Source organism: Rhodococcus sp. MT28 (genome assembly GCF_058792695.1).
Genome location: NZ_JBXAFD010000008.1, coordinates 213,404 through 236,337 on the forward strand (window position 1 = coordinate 213,404; position 22,934 = coordinate 236,337).

General features: G+C 62.3%; 21 protein-coding genes. 14 read left to right on the forward strand and 7 right to left on the reverse strand.

Annotation, left to right across the window (positions count from 1 at the left end; all coding sequences use genetic code 11):
* Positions 1-10: 10 nt before the first annotated feature.
* Positions 11-943, reverse strand: a complete 933-nt coding sequence (locus tag AC1Q6C_RS26935) for a DoxX family protein (protein WP_003944048.1) — start codon at positions 941-943, stop codon at positions 11-13.
* Positions 944-1,262: 319 nt separating this feature from the next.
* Complete coding sequence (locus AC1Q6C_RS26940; protein WP_204856059.1) at positions 1,263-3,053, reverse strand: GmrSD restriction endonuclease domain-containing protein; 1,791 nt, start codon at positions 3,051-3,053, stop codon at positions 1,263-1,265.
* 416 nt (positions 3,054-3,469) lie between these two features.
* On the opposite strand from AC1Q6C_RS26940, the gene AC1Q6C_RS26945 reads away from it, so the two are divergent.
* A complete protein-coding gene (locus AC1Q6C_RS26945; protein WP_204856060.1) occupies positions 3,470-3,949 on the forward strand; it encodes a hypothetical protein in 480 nt (159 codons plus the stop codon).
* A 372-nt stretch (positions 3,950-4,321) separates the two neighbouring features.
* Here AC1Q6C_RS26945 and AC1Q6C_RS26950 read toward each other — a convergent pair whose 3' ends face one another.
* Complete coding sequence (locus AC1Q6C_RS26950; protein WP_161121467.1) at positions 4,322-5,008, reverse strand: MBL fold metallo-hydrolase; 687 nt, start codon at positions 5,006-5,008, stop codon at positions 4,322-4,324.
* Positions 5,009-5,182: 174 nt separating this feature from the next.
* Between AC1Q6C_RS26950 and uvrA the strand changes: the two genes are divergently transcribed.
* Complete coding sequence (gene uvrA / locus AC1Q6C_RS26955; RefSeq protein WP_024487477.1) at positions 5,183-8,143, forward strand: excinuclease ABC subunit UvrA; 2,961 nt, start codon at positions 5,183-5,185, stop codon at positions 8,141-8,143.
* A 72-nt stretch (positions 8,144-8,215) separates the two neighbouring features.
* Here uvrA and AC1Q6C_RS26960 read toward each other — a convergent pair whose 3' ends face one another.
* Positions 8,216-8,923, reverse strand: a complete 708-nt coding sequence (locus AC1Q6C_RS26960) for an alpha/beta fold hydrolase (RefSeq protein ID WP_054187409.1) — start codon at positions 8,921-8,923, stop codon at positions 8,216-8,218.
* Between the two features lie 80 nt (positions 8,924-9,003).
* Here AC1Q6C_RS26960 and AC1Q6C_RS26965 point away from each other — a divergent pair, with 80 nt between their 5' ends.
* Positions 9,004-9,714 (forward strand): helix-turn-helix transcriptional regulator, encoded by a 711-nt coding sequence (locus tag AC1Q6C_RS26965; RefSeq protein ID WP_054827277.1) that lies wholly within the window; start codon positions 9,004-9,006, stop codon positions 9,712-9,714.
* Positions 9,715-9,719: 5 nt separating this feature from the next.
* Here the strand turns inward: AC1Q6C_RS26965 and AC1Q6C_RS26970 are convergent, their stop codons facing one another.
* Entirely contained in the window at positions 9,720-10,136 is a 417-nt protein-coding gene (locus tag AC1Q6C_RS26970; RefSeq protein WP_230358714.1) for a DUF1801 domain-containing protein, read from the reverse strand.
* 1 nt (position 10,137) lies between these two features.
* Positions 10,138-10,506 (reverse strand): DUF1844 domain-containing protein, encoded by a 369-nt coding sequence (locus AC1Q6C_RS26975; RefSeq protein WP_007736262.1) that lies wholly within the window; start codon positions 10,504-10,506, stop codon positions 10,138-10,140.
* Positions 10,507-10,875: 369 nt separating this feature from the next.
* On the opposite strand from AC1Q6C_RS26975, the gene infC reads away from it, so the two are divergent.
* From infC to pheT, 6 genes are all read left to right on the forward strand, one after another.
* Complete coding sequence (gene infC, locus AC1Q6C_RS26980; protein ID WP_003944008.1) at positions 10,876-11,568, forward strand: translation initiation factor IF-3; 693 nt, start codon at positions 10,876-10,878, stop codon at positions 11,566-11,568.
* A 43-nt stretch (positions 11,569-11,611) separates the two neighbouring features.
* On the forward strand, positions 11,612-11,806 hold the full coding sequence (gene rpmI, locus AC1Q6C_RS26985; RefSeq protein WP_003944043.1) for a 50S ribosomal protein L35: 195 nt from the start codon (positions 11,612-11,614) through the stop codon (positions 11,804-11,806).
* A 63-nt stretch (positions 11,807-11,869) separates the two neighbouring features.
* Complete coding sequence (gene rplT / locus AC1Q6C_RS26990) at positions 11,870-12,259, forward strand: 50S ribosomal protein L20 (protein WP_003944011.1); 390 nt, start codon at positions 11,870-11,872, stop codon at positions 12,257-12,259.
* Positions 12,260-12,282: 23 nt separating this feature from the next.
* A complete protein-coding gene (locus AC1Q6C_RS26995; protein WP_007736261.1) occupies positions 12,283-13,113 on the forward strand; it encodes a TrmH family RNA methyltransferase in 831 nt (276 codons plus the stop codon).
* A 170-nt stretch (positions 13,114-13,283) separates the two neighbouring features.
* The gene (gene pheS, locus AC1Q6C_RS27000) at positions 13,284-14,354 is read left to right on the forward strand and encodes a phenylalanine--tRNA ligase subunit alpha (protein ID WP_230358712.1); all 1,071 of its coding nucleotides are present in this window, start codon (positions 13,284-13,286) and stop codon (positions 14,352-14,354) included.
* Positions 14,355-14,414: 60 nt separating this feature from the next.
* Positions 14,415-16,901, forward strand: coding sequence for a phenylalanine--tRNA ligase subunit beta (pheT, locus tag AC1Q6C_RS27005; RefSeq protein ID WP_208690565.1), 2,487 nt, complete (start codon positions 14,415-14,417; stop codon positions 16,899-16,901).
* A 58-nt stretch (positions 16,902-16,959) separates the two neighbouring features.
* Here the strand turns inward: pheT and AC1Q6C_RS27010 are convergent, their stop codons facing one another.
* Positions 16,960-18,021 carry an Lrp/AsnC family transcriptional regulator gene (locus tag AC1Q6C_RS27010; RefSeq protein WP_492666905.1) on the reverse strand — a complete coding sequence of 354 codons (1,062 nt, stop codon included), beginning with the start codon at positions 18,019-18,021 and terminating at the stop codon, positions 16,960-16,962.
* A 56-nt stretch (positions 18,022-18,077) separates the two neighbouring features.
* Here AC1Q6C_RS27010 and AC1Q6C_RS27015 point away from each other — a divergent pair, with 56 nt between their 5' ends.
* The 5 genes from AC1Q6C_RS27015 (at position 18,078) to argC (ending at position 22,927) form a co-directional block, all read left to right on the forward strand.
* The gene (locus tag AC1Q6C_RS27015; protein ID WP_492666906.1) at positions 18,078-19,397 is read left to right on the forward strand and encodes a flavin-containing monooxygenase; all 1,320 of its coding nucleotides are present in this window, start codon (positions 18,078-18,080) and stop codon (positions 19,395-19,397) included.
* Positions 19,397-20,308, forward strand: a complete 912-nt coding sequence (locus AC1Q6C_RS27020; RefSeq protein WP_007736251.1) for a bile acid:sodium symporter family protein — start codon at positions 19,397-19,399, stop codon at positions 20,306-20,308. The genes AC1Q6C_RS27015 and AC1Q6C_RS27020 overlap by 1 nt, the downstream gene beginning before the upstream one ends.
* Positions 20,305-21,240 carry an SDR family oxidoreductase gene (locus AC1Q6C_RS27025; protein ID WP_007736244.1) on the forward strand — a complete coding sequence of 312 codons (936 nt, stop codon included), beginning with the start codon at positions 20,305-20,307 and terminating at the stop codon, positions 21,238-21,240. Before AC1Q6C_RS27020 ends, AC1Q6C_RS27025 begins: the two co-directional genes overlap by 4 nt.
* Positions 21,241-21,356: 116 nt before the next feature.
* Positions 21,357-21,818 (forward strand): hypothetical protein, encoded by a 462-nt coding sequence (locus tag AC1Q6C_RS27030; protein WP_007736242.1) that lies wholly within the window; start codon positions 21,357-21,359, stop codon positions 21,816-21,818.
* Between the two features lie 38 nt (positions 21,819-21,856).
* Complete coding sequence (gene argC, locus AC1Q6C_RS27035) at positions 21,857-22,927, forward strand: N-acetyl-gamma-glutamyl-phosphate reductase (RefSeq protein ID WP_007736240.1); 1,071 nt, start codon at positions 21,857-21,859, stop codon at positions 22,925-22,927.
* Positions 22,928-22,934: the final 7 nt, after the last annotated feature.

A 22,934-nucleotide genomic window follows, 5' to 3' on the forward strand; every position in this document is an offset into this window, starting at 1 on the left:
TTCGGTGCACTCAGTGCGTCAATTCGTCCTTCTTGGCGCGAGCCTTTTCGAGCGCCTTCTCTGCGCGCTTGCGAGCACGCTTACCCAGCACCTCGGTCTGCTCCGACGCCGTTTCGGCCCACTCGTTGCTCTTCTCGAGGGCGAGTTCGGCGAACTCCGAGCTGCGCTTGCTCGCCAGCTCTGCCAGTTCGGCGCTGCGCTCGCGTGCGGTCTCGGCCAGTTCGGAGCCGCGCTTCTGCGCGACTTCGAGGATGTCCGGGCCGCGTTCCTTGGCGACCTCTCCGAATTCCGCGGCTCGCTTGCTCGCGATCTCCGCGAACTCGGAGCTGCGCTCCTTGGCAAGTTCGAGCCAATCCGTGCCGTGTGCCTTCGCGGTTTCGGCAAGTTCGGAACCGCGTTCGGACGCCACCGACAGAGCGTGTTCGACGCGATCGCTCGTGTGATCGGTCTGCGATGCGACCAATGGAAGTGCTGCGGCGATAGACGCCTGGGCCTTCTTCGCGGCGCGGCGGCCACGCCAGCCGAGCGACGGCTTGCCCTCGGTGTCGACGGAGGCGATCATCAGTCCGCCGAGCAAGCTGACGTTCTTGATGAAGTTTGTGCGCTGCATCGCTCGCAGTGACGGATCGGTTTCGTTCCAGAAGTCGTGACCGGCAAGCGTGGTCGGTACCAGGCTCCCCGCGAGCACCAACGACGCGAGCCGCGGCGCCTTGCCGGTGGCCAGCAGGGCACCGCCGCCGATCTGGACGGCGGCGTTGATCTTGACGAGTGTTTCCGGATCAGCAGGCACCTTCTGCGTCACTGCTCCTGGCAGCGTCTCGACGGATTTGTCGATCAGCGGTGACGCTTTGGCTGCTCGCTGAGCGGGGTTGCGCAAAGCATCGATTCCCCCGGCGATGAAGATCGTGGAAAGCAGTGGACGAGCAATTCGACGTACCAGCATGTTTCAAGCCTCCCGATGTAGGTTCGTTTTCCACCCTAGCGATCTCACAAGGAATTGGTCCGGTTCGGCGATCCCGGCACGCCTGACCCGGTCGCCGGATTCCTGGTCGCCGAAGCGCGCTGTACTGCGACGATGACTTCTCCACTGATCCGGACACACCGTTCTGAAGTATCCGTTACCGTTTGTCCGCTTACGGCGTGTTCGGATCATTGTGCCACCAGGGCTTCGAGCATTTTGATGACAGGACAGGAGACTCGCAACCACCTAGTAGATCCGCGACTGGGTTAGACCTGGGGAAGTCGCGATAGGCCAATTAGGGTCACAGCGCGTTGTAGAAGTCCTTGATGTATGCCGCCATGAGTTTGCGTCGTTGATCAAGGAAGGTCGGGTAGTCGGTTGCCGTCATGCCAGCGAGACCCTTGGGCACGACGTTCTCGCGGAAGTTGGCCTGCAGATCCTCGCCGCTGGTGATCGCGCCGAGACTGAGCATCCCTGACTCGATCTGCGCATGAACTTCAGTCATATACACATTGGGCGCGCGATTACCAATGCGGATGTTGATGGCCGTCTCAGTTAATACGTAGTTGGCAACCTGGTTGTAGTCCGCCCTGTCCGGGAAACCGCTCTTGCGTAGGTAATCCTTGGGCATGATGTGGTGGATATCGCCGGACTGCTCCTGCATCGCCTGCACAGTGATGGCTTTGGATAGGAATCCGCGCGCGCCGGCAGAAACCTGAGCAGCGAGGAAGGCCTGGAAGTAGGGGCTGCGCGGGCTGGAGGTGTCCAGGCTGGCGGGTAACTGAACGTCCCAGAATGCGTCGGAGAGCTCCGACTCTTCCAGTAGCTTGAGGTATTCGGCCGCGCCCTGGGCGGAAATTCGTCGAATGTCCTGCTCCCAGGTGCTCTCGAAGCTCCCCGAGTGCCTGCCGGTCAGCATCGACATCACGAACCACTTACGAACTATACGTTGTCGCTCTCCCTCTGACATTGAGGAATCCTTGCGCAACCGCAGGTAGAGAGCGTAACTGAAGTTCATAGCGTTCATCGAGCCGATCATCGACGGCTCGATAAATCCCGCGGATTTGATTGTCATGACGAAGTTCTCGAACTCATATTTCTTGACGATCTGGAGCAGCGCAGTTTCCAGGCGGTCGTAGGCCAGAGGGATCCGAGACTCATCGACCTTGCGGGTCTCGGGATCGCGGCCTGATAGTTCGCTGACGAGGGCGGAGACCTTGCCACGGTCAAAGCCGACGAGGTTCGCAACGCGGATGAGGTCGCCGTATTCCGGGTTGTAGAGATCTTCGGTGTCATTGCGAAGCCAGTTGATCGCCTTCATATACGGCGAGGCGGCGAACGAGGGGTCGTTCGCGATGATGTCGGAATGCACGTGGGGAGTAACCGCCAGGTGGCAGAAGTAGTCGATGAGTTTTCGGAGATTGCGACCTCTATCACCGTAAGTCGCAATCTTGCTCATGGCGAAGTCACCACTGCTGAGCGGAACACCCTTGGAGTTGATTCGTATGAAGATTTCGGACACGGTCTCAACATCGAGCTCATCGGCGAGCGCGATGATGCCGATCTGCGCGTTGCGAATGCTCTCGAGACGTCCGAAACTAGCCTCGACGGACTTGGGATCGAGATCGGGGTTTCTTGAGAAGTATTCGCTCATGAAGCTGAATGTCGATGTCGCGTTGAACAGTTTCGCGACGTCAGGTATCCACTGCGGGTTCTTGGCGATCACGGGTGTTAGGGTTGCGAACTGCTCGCCGACCGGGTCAAAGGCGATCGTGATGCGTTGTTTACGGTAGTGCTTGTCCACTACATCGAGTCCAGAGATCGCGGCTCGGAGGGCAGTAATCCGCTGCTGACCGTCGATGAGAATTTGTTGATGTGCGGCCACGCCGCCGTCCTTGAGAGCAGCACCAACTGACTGCCAAGTGATCAGGTAACCGACGGGGTAGCCCTTGTATAGAGAATCCAGTAGGTCCCGCACCTTGGTGCTGCTCCACACGAATGGTCGCTGCAACTCAGGAATTGCGACGTGGCCGGATTGGACCCAGCCCAACAGGGTCTGGACAGAATGTTGATTCACGGTGTACTTGGACACTGGCTATCTCCCCTTCGCTGGATGCCGACCTACCGTAGCGAAAGGTGGAGATGGGCGTACATATCTCGGTCCGCGACCGGACGTCACAAAGAGACCTTCTTCAGTCAATTTGTTGGCGTCGGAGGTCCGGTATCGGTTAGGCGCCGTTCTTCATCCCAGCATCGGTGTGCGATCGCTGCCTGCGATCGTAGGGTCCACACCTTCTTTTGATTTCGGTTTAAGGTTCCCCGTGTCGTTGCAAAGGCGGAGGCACATGCCGCCGCGAAGTTGCGTGATTCGGTCTATCCGAACGGCGGATACTACATATTCGAGCGGGCCGATTTCACGTAAGGACTCTCGGTGTTTCAATCCACGCTGTACAGGGTGCGTGAAAGGGTGGAGTCGAGATTTGAGACCGCGGGACTTCGGAGCAGCACATGAGGTATTGGCTTTACAAGTGCAACATTGATGGTGGCCCGGCGGGCTATTGGGGAGATTGGTTGCCGGACGTGTTCCGCAAGAAGGGGCCGATTCAGTGGGGAGGTGACTATTCGACACAGTCGGCCGAGGTATCGAAGTACCTCACAGAAGATGTTGCGGTGGGGGACGTGGTGGTCGCGTACCAAACGAACGACAGAGTCGTAGTCGGCTTCTGCGCCGTCACCAAGCTCACCGGGAAGACCGGCGCCCGCAAGCTGTATCTGCAACCCATCCACCGTCTCGCGCAGCCATTTCGCTTGCACGACAACAAAGTCGGGACGGTACTCGAGTCGTCTGTCGCGGTGAAAGGACCGGTCATGCTTCGTGAGTTGAATGCTAACGAGATGAAAGCCCTCGTGAACCTCAGCGGTGCTCCACAACGTGTCCTTCGTGGCAAACCCGCCGCGGGTGGATGGACGCCTGTCGCAGTTGCATAGCGGGTCGCACGACGCGGCTATGCATGTCGCAACTCGGCCAGCCACTGCGCTCCTGTGTAGATCCGGCCAGTGAGGTTCATGCCGTGATCGACGGGCGCGGTCCGCCGCATCTTGCACGTGCTGTCGCCCGTCCTTTCCAGTCAAAGTCCTGGGCTTCATGCCAAATGGCTTACCGCGTGAACGCCGAATGCGGTATGTGGCCGTCCACATCGGCGGTCTCGATGCTCCAGCTGATCAAGTCCGCGGCGGTGGGAGATGTATCTCATGTCGTCGGTGTCCGATCGACACGGTGCGGGAAGGTCGTTTGGCGGTTGCCCGACGCGGTCATCTTCACAGCTGCGATGTATGGGTGTCGGACCGGGAGCAATGGGTTTACCAACCGCGTTCGCGCCACTCCGCCAGGTGCGGGCGCTCGGCGCCGAGCGTCGTGTCCTTGCCATGCCCGGGGTAGACGACGGTCGCGTCGTCGTACCTTCCGAACAGCTTGTTTTCCACGTCGTCGAGCAGAGAAGTGAACTTCTCGGGGTCGGCGGTCTTGCCTACTCCGCCGGGGAAGAGTGAGTCGCCGGTGAAGAGGTGAACCTGTCCGCTCGGTTCGGTGAGAGCCAGCGCGATGGAGCCGGGCGTGTGGCCAGACAGGTGAATGACGTCGAGGCTCAAGTTGCCAACGGTCATCTTGTCGCCGTCTTCGAGGAGCACGTCCGGGGTGACGGGAAGGACCTCTGCGTCGAGGGGGTGCGCGGCGGTCGGCACCTTGGTTGCGGCGTGAACGTCTTCGAGGGCCAACCAGTGATCGCCGTGCTGGTGGGTGGTGACGATGGAATCGAAAACAGGTGCTTCCTGTGCGATGAGCGCGATGATCTTCTCGGCTTCGTTGGCCGCGTCGATCAGGAGAGATTTCCCGGTCGTGGAACAGACGACGAGGTAAGTGTTGTTGTCCATGGGGCCGACCGACATCTTCGTGATGACGGCGCCTTCGACTGTGCGCCGCTGAGGGGCAGAATCGGGGGAGACCTGACCGGTGTAGGAGTCGTCGATCACGATGGGCTGATTCGTCATGAAACGCAGGCTACCTTCGAATAGGGGCAGGTAGAGCGATGGGCTCACCTGGTGAGAAAAACGTGTCGGTGGCTCGGCCTACGATGACGATCGCTCGAGGACTCGCGTTTGCGAGGCCACTCGAGACTTCTCCGGGGGGACGGCCCCGGACGATTGACAATGAAGGGAATTGGTGTGGCGGATCGCCTGATCGTGCGGGGTGCGCGTGAGCACAATCTGCGAGGAGTCGATCTCGACCTCCCGCGAGACAGCCTGATCGTCTTCACCGGGTTGTCCGGCTCCGGCAAGTCCAGCCTCGCGTTCGACACGATCTTCGCCGAAGGTCAGCGCCGCTACGTCGAGTCGCTCTCGGCATACGCGCGTCAGTTCCTCGGTCAGATGGACAAGCCGGATGTGGACTTCATCGAGGGATTGTCTCCTGCGGTGTCGATCGACCAGAAGTCGACCAACCGCAACCCCCGTTCGACGGTGGGCACCATTACCGAGGTCTACGACTACCTCCGACTTCTCTATGCCCGCGCAGGTTCGGCGCACTGCCCGGTGTGTGGTGAGAAGATCGCACGTCAGACGCCCCAGCAGATCGTCGACCAGGTGCTCGAGATGGAGGAGGGCATCAAGTTCCAGGTCCTCGCACCAGTGGTCCGTACTCGTAAGGGCGAGTTCGTCGATCTCTTCGATCAGCTCAACACGCAGGGCTACTCGCGAGTGCGCGTCGACGGTGTCGTCCATTCGCTGGCCGATCCGCCGAAGCTCAAGAAGCAGGAAAAGCACGACATCGAAGTAGTGGTCGACCGATTGCAGGTCAAGGCGAGTTCGAAGCAGCGCCTGACCGACTCGGTCGAGACCGCACTTCGCTTGGCTGAAGGCATCGTGGTCCTCGACTTCGTCGACCGTGAAGAAAATGCACCTGATCGTGAGCGTCGTTTCTCCGAGAAGCTGGCCTGCCCGAATGGCCACGCACTCGCGATCGACGATCTCGAACCGCGCTCGTTCTCCTTCAACTCGCCCTACGGCGCCTGCCCGGAATGCACCGGCCTCGGTATCCGCAAGGAGGTCGACCCGGATCTGGTGGTTCCCGACCCTGACCTGAGTCTCGAAGACGGTGCAATCGCGCCGTGGTCGATGGGCCAGAGTTCCGAGTACTTCGGACGCCTGCTGTCCGGCCTCGGCGACATCCTCGGATTCGACATGAAGACGCCGTGGAACAAGTTGCCGGCGAAGGCCCGCAAAGCAATCCTCGAAGGCAGCGAAGAGCAGGTGCACGTCCGGTACAAGAATCGATACGGCCGTACCCGTTCTTACTACGCGGAGTTCGAAGGTGTGATGCCGTTCCTGCACCGCCGGCTCGAACAGACCGAATCCGATCAGATGAAGGAACGCTACGACGGGTACATGCGCGACACCCCGTGCCCGGCGTGTGGTGGTGCTCGCCTGCGCCCCGAAATCCTGTCGGTAACTATCGCGGCGGGAGACTTCGGCAGTAAGTCCATCGCCGAGGTCTGTGAACTGTCGATCTCCGATTGCGCGGATTTCCTGAACAGCCTCACTCTCGGTTCGCGTGAAGAGGCCATCGCGGGTCAGGTCCTCAAGGAAGTTCAGGCGCGCCTCGGCTTCCTGCTCGACGTCGGCCTGGAATACCTTTCCCTCTCGCGAGCCGCGGGCACGTTGTCCGGTGGCGAAGCCCAGCGAATTCGCTTGGCAACGCAGATCGGATCCGGACTCGTCGGTGTGTTGTACGTGCTCGACGAGCCGTCCATCGGCCTGCATCAGCGTGACAATCGACGACTGATCGAAACCCTGACGCGCTTGCGCGACCTCGGCAACACGCTGATCGTCGTCGAGCACGACGAAGACACTATCCGCACGTCCGACTGGGTAGTCGACATCGGACCATACGCCGGCGAGCACGGCGGCAAGGTCGTCCACAGTGGGCCATACGAAGAACTGCTGACGTGTGAAGAATCTCTGACCGGCGCCTACCTGTCAGGTCGTAGCTTCATCGAGGTTCCGGCCATTCGTCGACCGGTGGACCGCAAACGCCAGGTCACGGTCGTAGGAGCGCGCGAGCACAATCTCGACGGCATCGACGTGAGTTTCCCGCTGGGTGTTCTCACCGCTGTCACCGGTGTCTCCGGTTCGGGCAAGTCGACGTTGGTCAACGACATTCTCGCGACCGTCATGGCGAACAAACTCAACGGTGCACGCCAGGTACCTGGGCGTCACACACGAATCAACGGTCTCGATCAGCTGGACAAGCTCGTGCAGGTCGATCAGTCTCCGATCGGCCGGACTCCACGATCGAACGCGGCGACGTACACCGGCGTGTTCGACAAGATCCGAACCCTGTTCGCGGCCACCACGGAAGCGAAAGTCCGCGGTTACCAGCCAGGCAGGTTCTCGTTCAACGTCAAGGGCGGACGCTGCGAGGCGTGCTCCGGCGACGGAACGCTGAAGATCGAGATGAACTTCCTGCCGGACGTGTACGTGCCCTGCGAGGTATGCCACGGCGCTCGGTACAACCGCGAAACGCTCGAGGTCCACTACAAGGGCAAGTCGATCGCCGAGGTACTCGACATGCCTATCGAGGAAGCAGCCGAGTTCTTTCAGCCGGTCACCTCAATTCACCGGTACCTCAAGACGCTGGTCGACGTCGGCCTGGGCTATGTCCGACTGGGTCAGCCGGCTCCGACTCTGTCCGGTGGTGAAGCGCAGCGCGTCAAGCTCGCCGCCGAATTGCAGAAGCGGTCCACCGGTCGCACGGTGTACATCCTCGACGAGCCCACCACGGGTCTGCATTTCGAGGACATCCGAAAGCTCCTGATCGTGATCAACGGTCTGGTCGACAAGGGCAACAGCGTGATCGTGATCGAGCACAACCTCGACGTGATCAAGACGTCGGACTGGGTCGTCGACATGGGACCCGAGGGTGGATCCGGCGGCGGAACCGTTGTGGCGCAAGGTACGCCGGAAGACGTTGCCGCGGTCCCCGAGAGCTACACGGGCAAGTTCCTCAGTGAGGTTCTCACCGCACAGCACGCGCCGGTCAAGGCCAAGCCGATCACCAAGAAGCGTGCGACGAAGGCAGTTGCCGCAAAGAAGGCCGCGCCACGGAAGAAAGCCGCTTCCGTGAGCTAGTAGAACGTGAGCAAGTAGAAATCGGTCAGTGATGCCGGGTCGGAATCCGATCCGGCATCACTGCTTTGTCGATCAGGAAGCGGCGGCCTCGAGGATCACCTGGGCGACGTCTTCGGGGCGCGACCACATCGGCCAATGGCCGGTCGGGAGGTCGACGTACGTCACGGGAAGTTTCGCCAGTTCGGCGGCCATCGGATGACCTCCGTCGGCCATCTGGGCAATCACCGCGGACGGGAACGTGCTGCAAACGACGGTTGACGGCACCTGGTAGCGCTTTTCGTTCGTCAGGACAATCGGCTCACGCGCCGGCCCGGCCGGTTCGGGGACGGCGTTGGCGCGAAACGCCTCGAGAGCCTTCTCGTCGAGTCCTTCGAGGCTGCTGCCGTCTGCTTCAAGTTCTGCCCACGTCGGCAGCGGTATCTCGACGACGTCAGCGGCCAGATCCGGTCGCAGCGCTGCGCCGTCGGGCATGGGGCCCGAGTCGACGTAGACGATCCGAGCGACGCGATCCGGGATGCGATCGGTGACGGCGTACCCCACCGGGCCGGCGCCGCTGTGTACGACCAAGACCGTGCGCTCGTCGGAGTCCGATACGGCGTCGACGACTGCACGGACGTGAGCGTCGAAGGTGACCGCTGATCGATCTGTGTCTACTGCGTCGAGCCCGGGCAGTGTCAGGCTGGTCACGCGGGTGTCGGAACGTTCGAGGTGTGGGAGTACTGCATCCCAAGCCCATGAACCGAGCCAGAATCCGGGAACAAGAACGATGTGAGTTTTCATGGACTCACAGTGCACCCGGGTTGGTGACAACAGAGTGTCACCAATTATGTCACCGTTTGGTATCGGAATCTGAGACACTGGTGAACGTGAATCGAGCTGCGAGATTGCATGCTCTCGTCGAGGAACTTCGGCGACAGGGCGATCGAGGGACTACGTGCTCCCGATTGTCCGAGGAATTCGGTGTCACCACCCGGACGATCAAGAGGGATATCGAGACGCTGATGATGTCGGGTGCGGCGATCGAAGCGCGCTCAGGCCCCGGGGGTGGTTACCGACTCGTAGGTCGCGCTACGCTACCGCCGGTGAATTTCACTGTTCCGCAAGCAGTTTCGATCGCGTTGGCCTTGACGGCGATGGGTGATGCTCCGTTTGCGCCGGATGGGCGAGCAGCGCTGGCGAAACTGCTCGATGTGATGGACGAGGAGAGTCGTCGCAAGGTCGCGGAGCTCGGTGGCCGCGTGTGGATTCGCGGTGACGGCGGGGCTCTGACGGATTCGCGCGCGAACCGGCAGGCCGTCGAGCAGGGTCTCGAGCAGAGTCGCGTCGTGTCGTTGCACTACGTGGATGGGGACGGTGCGGAGACGGTGCGGGCAGTTGAGCCGCACATTCTGGCACAGGACCGTGGTCAGTGGTTTCTCATCGGCTGGTGTCGCGAGCGCGACGCCGTGCGGTGGTTTCGACTCGATCGAATGCGTCGGGCCACGCTGACGAACGATCACTTCACACCACGCGATTCGACCGTCTTCGGGCAACCGCCCGAAGACGCTCGGCCTGTTTCTCCCCGTAGGTGAGTGACTCAGTCGATCTTGTTGCGGGCTGCGGCAACGGAATCCGTGATCAGTTCGGTCAGGGCCGTCATATCGACGTCGCTCAGCCGTTTGACGTACAGGCAGCCCTTGCCGATTTTGTGCTTGCCGAGGCGAGCGAGCGTGTCGGTGTAGTCGTCGAAGTTCAGCGACAAGTACAACGTGAGCGCGGTGGCCCTGGGGGAGAATCCGATCAGTGGGGTGTCACCTTCGTGGCCACTCGCATATCGGTAGTGCCGTGCCCCGAATCCGATGATGCTCGAGCCCCACATGACAGCAGGCTCGCCGGTTGCGGCCGACAGCAGGGAGATCAGCTCCACGGCGTCGGCGCGTTTGCGGTCGTCGACGCGTGAAATGAATGCGTCGACGTCCTCGGGCGTGGGTTGAGTCTTGTTGGCGGTTGCCAACTCAGTAGACCGGACCGGTGAACTTCTCGCCCGGTCCCTTTCCTGGCTCGTCCGGGTGCGAGGACGCCTCACGGAAGGCGCGCTGCAGGGCTTGGAGGCCTTCACGGATGGGTCCGGCATGAGGGCCGAGGTATTCGACCGACGCAGTCACGAGTCCGGCAAGTGCCGTGATGACGCGACGCGCTTCGTCGAGGTCCAGGTAGGGGCTGGAAGACGGATCGGCGTCGGAGAGGCCGAGTTTTTCGGCAGCCGAACTCATCAGCATCACTGCAGCGCGGCTGATGACCTCGACCGCGGGAACTTCGGAGAGTTCGCGGACGTCGGGGTTCGCGCCGTCGGTGTTCTGTTCTGCCTCGAAGTTCTCACTCATGGATGTAAGGATTCCATCAGGCCGTGACGGTGTTGAATCGGGCCTCTCCCGGCAGCACTGGGAGCGGCACCGATTTCTTTCATCTGTGGCGACCTGTTACTCTTGTTGCAACGACCGCCTCCGACTTGTTCGGGGGCAGCAAGTGGAGTCCGACTCCCACCTCTGCGCGGCAGGTGAAACTGCAGTTCAGTGGTTCCGGTCACCTGTTATCGGAGATCATTCTTCGTCAGGTTCCTCGCTCAGTCGAGGAGATAGGTTTCGGCGTGAGCTGGATCTTATGTGATCGGTCGACATCGGGCCCCGCGGATGAGCAATCATCACAGCGGGGCTTTTTTGTTGGGGTGCGGGCGGTACGGGCTGCGTGCGGTCATGAAGACCGCACCGTTCAACCTAGGAGGCCCCATCAGCACTGAGACCCGCATCAACGATCGTATCCGCGTTCCCGAGGTTCGTTTGGTCGGACCTGGCGGCGAACAGGTAGGCATCGTGCGTGTTGAAGATGCACTCCGCTTGGCCCTTGAGGCCGACCTCGACCTGGTCGAGGTAGCTCCTGACGCCCGTCCACCGGTCTGCAAGATCATGGACTACGGCAAGTTCAAGTACGAGGCTGCACAGAAGGCACGTGAGTCACGTAAGAACCAGCAGCTGACGGTCATCAAGGAGCAGAAGCTCCGACCCAAGATCGACGACCACGACTACGAGACCAAGAAGCGCAACGTCGTTCGCTTCCTCGAAGCCGGTTCCAAGGTCAAGGTCACGATCATGTTCCGCGGACGTGAGCAGTCACGCCCCGAACTCGGCTACCGCCTTCTGCAGCGTCTGGGAGCAGACGTCGCAGATCTCGGATTCGTCGAAACCTCGGCAAAGCAGGACGGCCGAAACATGACGATGGTCCTGGCACCGCACAAGGGCGCCAAGACTCGTGTCAAGGCGCAGGAGAGCGCTCAGGCGCCAGTGGCTCAGGCTGCTCCGCGTCCGGCTCCGGCCGCACCGGCTTCCAGTGAAGCAGCTCCGGAAGCACCGGCGACCGGCGATGCCGCTCCCGAGGCTCCGGCCAGCTAGTCGATTTCCCAAGATCCACCACGTAACAAGAACTGAGGACTCCATGCCCAAGATGAAGAGCCACAGCGGCGCCTCGAAGCGATTCAAGGTGTCCGGCAGCGGAAAGCTCATGCGCCAGAAGGCCGGCCGTCGCCACCTTCTCGAGCACAAGTCCAGCAGGGTTACCCGTCGTCTCGACGGTGTCGCTGTTGTCAGCCCTGACGACGCTCCGCGCATCAAGCGCATGCTCGGCATCTGAGTCGCCCCCTTACTGACCACCCGGGGCCGTACTTTCAGCCCCTAGATTGACAGGATTTTTCAAGTGGCACGCGTAAAGAGGGCGGTCAACGCCCAGAAGAAGCGTCGTTCAATTCTTGCTGCATCCAGCGGCTACCGTGGACAGCGTTCGCGTCTGTACACCAAGGCCAAGGAGCAGCAGCTCCACTCGCTCACCTACGCGTACCGCGACCGTCGTGCGCGCAAGGGCGAGTTCCGCAAGCTGTGGATCACGCGTATCAACGCTGCAGCTCGTGCAAACGACATCACGTACAACCGCCTCATCCAGGGCCTGCGTCTGGCAGAGGTCGACGTCGACCGCAAGATCCTGGCCGAGCTCGCTGTCTCCGATGCCGAGGCCTTTGCCGGCCTGGTCGCACTCGCGAAGGCCGCTCTGCCGGCTGACGTGAACGCTCCTGCCGGAGAAGCAGCCTGATTCACGCATCACAGCAACGGCCCGTGGACCCGCTCACCGAGCGGACTCCGCGGGTCGTTTCTGCTGTCAAGCTCCTGCGCACAGCAGAACGACGCAAAGCAGGACGTTTCCTCGTCGAGGGCGAGAACTCGGTCACCGAACTGTTGAACGGTGCACTCTCGAATGGCGAGGCCCGCCCGGTGCACGACCTCTTCTACACCGAGGACGCAGCCGAGCGCTATCAGCACGTCATCGATCGGGCGCTGACCGCTGGAGTTCGTGTTGCTCTTGTGACCGATCGAGCCATCAAAGCTCTCAGCGATACCGTCACGCCGCCCGGACTCGTTGCCGTCAGCGATCTACTGGATGTACCGCTGAGCGCAGCCGTCCATCAGGAGACCCGCCTGCTCGCAGTGCCGGTCGAGGTCAACGAACCAGGTAACGCGGGCACCGTCATTCGCATCGCCGACGCAGTGGGTGCCGATGCGGCAATCCTCGCCGGCGACAGCGTCGATCCGCACAACGGCAAGGTCGTTCGTTCGTCGGCGGGCAGCCTGTTTCACCTGCCAGTCGTCCGCGATCGAGACACAGTGTCGGTGATCGAGCAGATTCGCGCAGCAGGCATTCAGATTCTCGCGACTGCAGCTGACGGCGAGGTCGATCTCGACGAGGCCGACGAGTTGCTGAGCAAGCCGACGGCCTGGCTGTTCGGTAACGAAGCGCACGGTCTCGATCCGGCGATCGCCGCGCAGGCTGATCATCGGGTCAGGATTCCGATCCATGGCCGCGCCGAAAGCTTGAACCTCGCGACAGCGGCGGCAATTTGCCTGTACGCAAGCGCGCGGGTGCAAAATCGCGCCACCGATCACGGCTGAAAACGCACGCGAAGACCTCACGGAATCCCATTTGCGGAAGCCTGAGACAATACAAGAGCAGAGACAATGCTCGAGCGAGTTCGAATGCTCGCTCGCAGTACAAGAAGTAAGCAGTACAAGAAGCACGCAGTACGAGAAGTAAACCGAGAAGCGACAGGAGCGTCACAGCCGTGGCCAAAAATGAGGGCGCGACACCGCCGGAGGTCGACGCGAGTGTACTCACCGAAGAGGCGTTGACCGCTGCGGCTGAGAACGCCGAGAAGGCGCTGGCGGACGCCGCTGACCTGGATGCGCTGGCGCACGTCAAGGTGGAGCACCTGGGGGACAAGTCCCCGATCGCCCTCGCTCGCCGGGGACTCGGCAGCCTTCCGGGCAAGGATAAGGCGGACGCCGGTAAGCGCGTCAACATCTTCCGCACTCGGATCAACAACGCGTACGACGCTCGTCGTGAGGTCCTCCTCGCCGAGCGTGACGCCGCGGTGTTGGTTGCCGAGGCAATCGACGTCACTCTGCCTTCCGATCGTCACCCCGTCGGGGCGCGTCACCCGATCAGCCTGATTTCCGAGCAGGTCGCCGACGTATTCGTCGCGATGGGTTGGGAAGTTGCCGAGGGTCCGGAGGTGGAGACCGAGCACTTCAACTTCGACGCACTCAACTTCTTGCCGGATCACCCTGCGCGCACGATGCAGGACACCTTCCACCTGGCACCCGAGAACTCTCGCCAGGTGCTGCGTACCCACACCTCGCCGGTGCAGGTCCGCACCATGCTCTCGCGTGAGGTGCCGATCTACGTGGTGTGCCCGGGCCGCACGTTCCGCACCGACGAACTCGATGCGACGCACACGCCTGTCTTCTCGCAGGTCGAGGGCCTGGCCGTCGACAAGGGCCTGACCATGGCCAACCTGCGCGGGACTCTCGACGCGTTCGCTCGCTCCCTTTTCGGCCCCGAGACGCGTACCCGTATGCGCCCCAACTACTTCCCGTTCACGGAACCGTCGGCCGAGGTCGACGTCTGGTTCGCGAACAAGAAGGGCGGCGCAGGCTGGGTCGAGTGGGGCGGCTGCGGCATGGTCAACCCGAACGTTCTGCGCGCCAGCGGTATCGATCCCGACGAGTACTCGGGTTTCGCATTCGGCATGGGCCTCGAGCGGACCCTGCAGTTCCGCAACGGTATCCCGGACATGCGCGACATCGTCGAAGGTGACGTGCGTTTCACGCTGCCCTTCGGTGTCGCAGGCTGACCGATCCGGTCTGCGGAACCTTCACAAAGACTTATCGACAAACGAGAGAGCTGAGCAGACGTGCGAGTAGCGCAATCCTGGCTGACCGAGATCCTGCAGCGGGCAACTCCCAACTGGGAGGTGACCCCGGAAGAGCTGGACGCCGGGTTCGTCCGGGTGGGACTCGAAGTCGAGGAACTCGACACACTCGAGGCGATCGACGGCCCGTTGGTCGTCGGCAAGGTCGTCTCCATCACCGAACTGACCGAGTTCAAGAAGCCGATCCGCTTCTGCCAGGTCGAGGTCGGCGAACCCGAGCCCCGTGGCATCGTCTGTGGTGCGCGCAATTTCAACGAGGGTGACCTCGTCGTCGTTGCGTTGCCCGGCGCGGTGCTGCCCGGCGGATTCGAAATCGCCACTCGCAAGACGTATGGCCAGGTGTCCGACGGCATGATCTGCTCCGTCTCGGAACTCGGTATCGGCAAAGACCATTCGGGCATCTTGGTGCTCGAGCCCGGCACCGCCGAACCCGGCGCAGATGGCAACGAGTTGCTCGGTCTCGGTGACACGATCATCGAACTGAACATCACCCCGGACCGTGGCTACTGCTTCTCGGTCCGCGGTCTCACGCGAGAGCTCGCGTGCGGCTTCGATCTCGAATATGCCGATCCCGCTTCGGTTCCCGCGCACCCGGCTGAGGGTGAAGCCTGGCCGGTGCGCCTCGAACCGGAGTCCAAGGCTTCGCGTTTCGTGATGCGGAAGATCACGGGTATCGATCCGCAGGCAGTGAGCCCGTGGTGGCTGCAGCGTCGACTTCTGCTCTCGGGTGTTCGCCCGATCTCGCCGGCCGTCGACGTCACCAACTACGTGATGCTCGAACTCGGTCAGCCTCTGCACGCGTTCGATGCGACCTCGGTGCAGGGCGACCTGGTGGTCCGTCGCGCCAAGGCGGGGGAGAAGCTGACGACGCTCGACGACGTCGAACGCACGCTCGATCCCGAAGACGTTGTCATCGCCGACGATTCCGGAGTCATCTCGCTGGCTGCCGTCATGGGCGGCGCAACCACCGAGGTGGGAACGGCAACGACGGACATCCTCCTCGAAGGAGCTACTTGGGATCCGCTCGCAGTCTTCAAGACGGCGCGCCGGCACAAGCTGCCGAGTGAGGCGAGCAAGCGTTTCGAGCGCGTCGTCGATCCGGCAATTCCGCTCGCGGCCGTCGACCGCGCAGCCGCTCTGCTGGTCGAGATTGCCGGCGGACGGATCGACCCGGTCCTGACCGACGTGGGCGATGTTGCCCCTCGCGCTGCCATTCGCATGGATATCGACCTGCCCGACCGTGTCGCCGGAGTCACGTACCCCAACGGCACCGCAGCTCGCCGCCTCACCCAGGTTGGCTGCAACGTCGAGGTCGGCGTCAGCGAAGAAGGACACGGCCAGTTGGTCGCGACGCCGCCGTCGTGGCGTCCGGACCTGGTGCAGCCTGCGGACCTCGTCGAGGAAGTTCTTCGCCTCGAAGGTCTCGAGCAGATCCCGTCTGTGCTTCCCGCCGCTCCGGCCGGACGTGGGTTGACTCCGTCGCAGCGGCGAAAGCGCACGGTCTCGAAGGCCGTGGCTCACGCCGGTTACGTCGAGGTCCTTCCTCCGGTCTTCCTGCCGACGAACGTCTTCGACGTCTGGGGCCTCGACGCGGATGATCCGCGCCGCAACACCAGCAAGGTCCTCAATCCGCTCGAAGCCGATCGTCCGGAGTTGGCGACCACGCTGCTCCCGGGTCTGCTGGAGATCCTGGCTCGCAACGCTTCTCGCGGTCAGCGTGATCTGTCGCTGTACGGCATCGCGCAGGTCGTCCTGCCGGGCCCCGACACCAAGCCGGTGGATGCATTGCCGGTGGATCGTCGTCCGACGGACGAGCAGATCGCGAACCTGATCGCGTCGTTGCCGGCTCAGCCCGTGCACATCGCTGCAGTGTTGAGTGGTTTGCGTGAGCCGAGCGGCCCCTGGGGCCCCGGCCGTCAGGCCGAGGCTTCGGACACTTTTGCAGCAGTGCGGGTCATTGCAGCTGCAGCAGGCGTCGAGGTGGAACTGCGTGCGGCGCAGTACCTGCCGTGGCATCCCGGCCGTTGCGCCGAGGTTGTCGTTGACGGCAACGTAGTCGGTCATGCGGGCGAACTGCATCCGGCTGTTCTCGAGCGTGCGGGATTGCCTGCGCGCACTTGTGCACTGGAGATCGACCTCGACGCTTTGCCGTTGGTCGAGAACCTGCCGGCGCCGCGCATTTCGCCCTTCCCCGCAGTGCTCCAGGACGTGGCGGTTGTTGTCGATCGCGACATTCCGGCAGCCAAGGTGCAGGAAGCTCTGCGTTCCGGCGGCGGTGAGCTTCTCGAAGACATCCGCCTCTTCGACGTCTTCGAGGGCGAGCAGGTCGGTGAAGGCCGCAAGTCGCTCGCGTTCGCATTGCGATTCCGTGGTGTCGACCGGACGCTGACCGAGGACGAGGCCAGTGCCGCGCGCGATGCAGCGGTCGAGGCTGCCTCCAAGGCCGTCGGTGCGCAGATGCGCGGCTGATTTCCTCAACTGATCACAGAGCCCACGTCCATCCCTGGTGGTCGTGGGCTCTGTCGTGTTATCGGCTTTTCGACTGAGGTGAATCGGAAAGCCACACATCTGGCGCAACGGTGTCCGTCCGTCGCCCTTGCTGGTCGAGCACGTGGCGAAGCAGTTTGCGCAGATACAGCACGATGGATCGTTCCGTGACGCAAAGACCCGGAATCTCCTTGCGCAGACGAGTTTCGAATGCATCGAGTTCTGCAGGAGAATGCAGCCACAACTGAACCACCAGGTTGTCGGGGCCGACTACAGCGAAGCAGTTTCGGACTTCCGACGCCCGACTCAGCACTCGTCCTGCCGTATCGAGAAGCTCGGGTTCGACGCGGCACCACAGTGTGGCGAGCACGGGAAGGCCGGCCAGCGGCCGCGCGAATTCACACCGCAGCGCCACCAACCCCGAAGACGTGAGCCGGTCGATCTGGCGTTTGCACGCAGCGGGACTGACACCGATCGCGTCGGCCAACTCCTTCATGGGAGTGCGCCCGTCGTAAGCGAGCTTCGTCAGAACCTTGCGATCCTGTTCGGATATCCCGGTCGGCCGAGCGCGCACGGCAGGACGGTTTTCGCTGGTGGTCAGCACACCCTTCTCGGACGGTGCCAGCGCATTGAGTCTCCATCGCCCACCTTCGGTGAACCAGCGTGTGATGATCGAGGTTCGTGTCGCCAGTACACCGTCGATCGTTGCGACGTCTTCCGAGATGAAGCGCGACATCGACGCCAGATCCGCGGTACCGGCTGTGACGAGCAGATCTGCTCTGCCCGTTGATGCTTCGATGGTCACGGCGTGGGCCGAGCGAGTCAGCCGTGCCGCGATGGTGTCGAGAAGAGCAGGTGAGCAATCGATTTCGATGATCGCTGTGACGATGCTGCCCAGCACCTGTGGCCCTGGAGTGACCGTGACCCAGGCCAACGACGATTCGGAGAGTCGATTCCAACGACGGGCGAGAGTCGCGGCGTCGAGTTCGAGTGGTTCGGCCAACGAAAGCCACTTCGATCGCGGTGCGAGCTGGAGCGCATTGATTATCCTCAGATCGATTTCATCTATCCTGCGACCGTTGCCGGCATCTGGTGCACTCATAACGTCATTATCCGGCATATTGCTGCAAGATTCGGACTATCTGCGACGCTCGACGGATGATCACAGAGGAGAAGTACGCGCTGATCGGAGCGGGCCCGTCTGGATTGGCCGGCGCGCGAAACCTCGATCGGGCCGCGATAGCGTTCGACGGCTTCGAGAGCCACGACGACGTCGGTGGGCTCTGGGACATCGACAACCCGCACAGCACCGTCTACGAGTCGGCGCACCTCATCTCTTCGAAGGGCACCACCGCATTCGCGGAGTTCCCGATGGCTGATTCGGTGGCCGACTACCCGAGCCACGTCGAACTTGCCGATTATTTCCGCGACTACGCCGATACTCACGATCTTCGCAGGCACTTTGCCTTCGGCATTACCGTCGTCGACGTTTCGCCGGTCGATTCGCTATGGCAGGTCACCACGCGCAGTCGCAGCGGTGAGACAACAGTCGCGCGGTATCGAGGCGTGATCATCGCGAACGGAACGCTGTCGAAGCCGAACATGCCGACTTTCCGGGGCGACTTCACCGGCACGTTGATGCACACGAGCCAGTACCGCAGCGCCGAGATCTTCCGCGGGAAGAAGGTACTGGTCATCGGAGCGGGCAACAGTGGATGCGACATCGCCGTCGATGCCGTCCACCAGGCCGAGTGCGTCGACCTGAGCGTTCGGCGAGGCTACTACTTCGTCCCCAAGTATCTGTTCGGCCGACCCTCGGACACCTTGAATCAGGGAAAGCCGTTGCCGCCGTGGATCAAACAACGCGTCGACACCTTGGTACTCAAGCAGTTCACGGGTGATCCGGTGCGGTTCGGATTTCCGGCACCGGACTACAAGATCTACGAATCGCATCCGGTCGTGAACTCGTTGATCCTGCACCACATCGGGCACGGTGATGTGCACGTGCGCGCCGACGTCGACCGGTTCGAGGGGAAGACGGTGCGGTTTGTCGACGGATCGTCTGCCGACTACGACCTCGTTCTCTGCGCCACGGGGTATCACCTCGACTATCCCTTCATCGCGCGCGAGGACTTGGACTGGTCGGGCGCTGCCCCGGACCTGTTCCTCAACGTCGCGAGTCGCCGCCACGACAATCTCTTTGTTCTCGGCATGGTCGAAGCATCCGGTCCTGGGTGGCAGGGCCGTTTCGAGCAGGCCGAGTTGGTGGCCAAATTGATCACCGCACGTACCGAAGCCCCCGCCGCGGCGCGGGAATTCTCGGCGGCGGCGGCCGGTCCTCCTCCCGATCTGTCCGGGGGATACAAGTACCTGAAGTTGGGACGAATGGCCTACTACGTGAACAAGGACGCCTACCGCTCGGCGATCAAGCGGCACATCGGACTGCTTGATGCCGCTCTGACGAAGGGAGGACAGTGATGCCGATCGACGACGTGGTGCTCAACTTCAACCCGGGATCGTTGATGATCCTCAACGCGGTGCTGGCCGCGATCATGCTGGGGATCGCCCTCGACACCTCGGTCGACGACTTTCGTCGTGCGCTCACCAAACCCAAGGCGATGGCGGTGGGTATTGCTGCGCAGTTCCTGCTGTTGCCGGCAGTGACTTTTCTCCTGACGCTGATTCTCTCGCCGGCTCCGTCGGTAGCACTCGGCATGATCCTGGTGGCGTGCTGCCCGCCAGGGAACATCTCGAACGTCCTGACTCACCGGGCGGGCGGCGACGTCGCACTCTCGGTGTCCATGACGGCGGTGTCGAACGTCCTCGCGATCTTCCTTATGCCGCTCAATCTTGCGTTCTGGGGGAGCCGACGCCCGGAGACCGACGCTCTGTTGCAGTCCGTGAACCTGAATGCGCTCGAGATGGTCGCGCAAATCGCCCTGATCATCGGTGTGCCGTTCGTTCTCGGCATCTGGGCGGCACGAAGGTTTCCGGAGATCGCCGCGAAAGCGCAGCCTTGGGTGAAAAACGGTTCGTTGGTGGCGTTGTTGATCTTCATCGTCGCGGGGGTGTCGGGGAATGCGTCGTACTTCGTCGACTATATCGGGGTGGTACTGCTCGCGGTCTTCCTGCACGACACGGTTGCCCTCGCACTGGGATACTTCTGCGGCGCCGTCACCGGGTTGAACGAATACAGCCGTCGCGCCGTCTCTTTCGAGGTCGGCATCCGCAATGCGGGGCTGGGGCTTGGCCTGGTGTTCACGTTCTTCGACGGTCTCGGTGGCATGGCCGTCGTGGCCGGCTGGTGGGGGATCTGGGACATCATCGCCGGGTTGGCTCTGGCGACGATCTGGTCCAAGCGACGCGCCCGAAAGGCGGTACCGGCATGACCGTCGCACTCGTCACGGGCGGAAACGGGTTCCTGGGTACCGCTGTCATCGACGCACTGATCGCGCAGGGCATCACCGTCGTCTGTGTCGACCTCACGGTCAAGGACACGCCGGACGATCGCATCCGCCGCGTCAGGGCGGACGTCTGCGACCCCACAGAATTGGGGCGGGTGTTCGGTCAGTACCGACCGAACGTCGTGATCCACCTTGCGTCCATCGTGAATCCCGGCAAGAAAACGACAGCAGAGCAGGAGTACCGCGTCGACGTCGACGGGACACGAAACGTGCTCGCGGCCTGCGTCGAACACGGGGTTGGACGGGTCGTCGTGTCTTCGTCCGGAGCGGCGTACGGCTACCACTCCGACAACCCACCGTGGATCACCGAGGACGTACCTGTCCGAGGCAACGACGAATTCACATACAGTCGCCACAAACGCCTGGTCGAGGAGATGCTCGCCGAATATCGCGTCGAACACCCGGAGTTGGAACAAGTTGTCTTCCGGATCGGCACGATCTTGGGCGAGAGCGTCGACAATCAGATCACCGCGTTGTTCGATCGCCGCAAGCTGCTCAAGGTTGCCGGGAGCGACAGCCCCTTCGTCTTCGTCTGGCACACCGATGTCGCGGGCGCTTTTGCGGAGGCCGTGACCGGAAACCAAGTGGGCATCTTCAATGTCGCGGGCGACGGCGTGCTGACCGTCGACGAGTTGGCTTCCCGGATGGGCAAGAGCACGGTGACGCTTCCTGCATGGTTGTTGCGAGGCGTTCTACGCGTCGGACGGCGATTGGGCGTAACGGAACACGGTCCGGAGCGCGTCGGATTTCTCCAGTACCGACCGGTTCTCGACAATCGGCGGCTCAAGGAACAGTTCGGGTACGTCCCCGAATACTCGAGCGAGGACGCGTTTGCCGCGTACCTCGCCTCACGCTGACCCCTTCGGCAGACAGTCGTGGAAGGATCGGAGTTGTCCGTCGGCGTTTCGAGAAGGGACTCACAGTGTCACGAAATGATGGGCCCGAACATGATGGGTCCGAGCACGATGGTTCCGTGCACCAGGTAGTCGAGGCCGCCAGTGCACTCGACGACAAGGACTTCCTCGCGGTCGTTCGCGCAGTGGTCGAGCGTCGTCCGAGCTTGTCGGTCCTTCTTTCCGTGGTGGACACCGCTGCCGCGAGCCTCGAGCCGCACCGTGTAGAGGACGACAACACGATCACCGACGCCGAAGAAGTCGAACTGCCCGACACCGTTGTGGAGGTCGACGAGATCATCGACGTCCCGGTGGTATTTGCGACCGATCCGAGAATTCCCGAACCCGACTACACCGAAGGGGGAGTGCCCACTTTCGACCGCGTTCGGGAGAAGATAGAGGGGCGCTTCGGTACTTCAATAGGTTCGTCCGAACTGGCGCACGAGAGTCCTGCCGGAAAGTCCGTCGACGAGCAGTGGGACGAGCGCCAGAAGGCCGCAAAGGCCAAGCTCGAGGAGATCCGGCGATCCATGGGTAAGTAATTATGCATTCCGATGCACAATGATGCATACTGTGTGACATGACTGAAGGTGGTACGACCGAGAACGCACGCAAGCCGATCAGAGTCGCCGTTGCCGGCGCCAGTGGGTACGCCGGTGGTGAGGTTCTGCGTCTGCTCCTCGGGCACCCGTCCTACGCCGACGGCAGCCTGGTTATCGGTTCGCTGACCGCCGGTGGCAACGCCGGTTCGACGCTCGGTGAGCATCATCCGCACTTGCTCCCACTCTCTTCGCGGGTACTCGAAGAGACCACTGTCGAAATCCTCTCGGGTCACGACGTCGTCTTCCTCGGTCTCCCGCACGGAAATTCGGCTCAGTACGCCAAGTTGCTACCCGAATCGACGGTCATCATCGACTGCGGCGCGGACTTCCGGCTGCAGGATTCCGCAGCCTGGGAGAAGTACTACAAGAGCACTCATGCCGGTACCTGGCCATACGGTCTTCCTGAATTGCCCGGTGCCCGTGAGAAATTGGTAGGCGCAACCCGCATTGCCGTTCCGGGCTGCTACCCGACGGCTGCGAGCCTCGCGCTGGCCCCCGCCGTTGCCGCGGGGATCGTGGACTCACACGTGAACGTGGTTGCGGTCAGTGGCACTTCGGGCGCCGGCCGGGCACCGAAGGCTGATCTGCTGGGTTCCGAGGTCATGGGCTCCGTCCGTGCGTACGGCGTCGGCGGCGTCCATCGCCACACCCCTGAGATCATTCAGAATCTCTCGGCCGCAGGCGGCAAGGACATCAGTGTCTCCTTCACTCCGGTGCTCGCGCCCATGCCGCGCGGCATCCTCGCGACCTGCACGGCAGCCACCACGGCCACCGAAGAGCAGGCACGCGAAATCTACGAAAAGGCATACAACGACGAGCCGTTCATTCATGTGCTGCCTGCCGGCATCTTCCCGCAGACCGGCGCTGTGATCGGATCCAACGCCGTGCAGATCGGGGTCACCGTCGACGCCGACGCCGGTCAGCTCGTTGTCATCTCGGCAATCGACAATCTCACCAAGGGCACCGCCGGTGGCGCGGTGCAATCGATGAATCTCGCCCTTGGCCTACCCGAGACCGCAGGTCTCTCTACCGTGGGAGTAGCTCCGTGAGCACCGA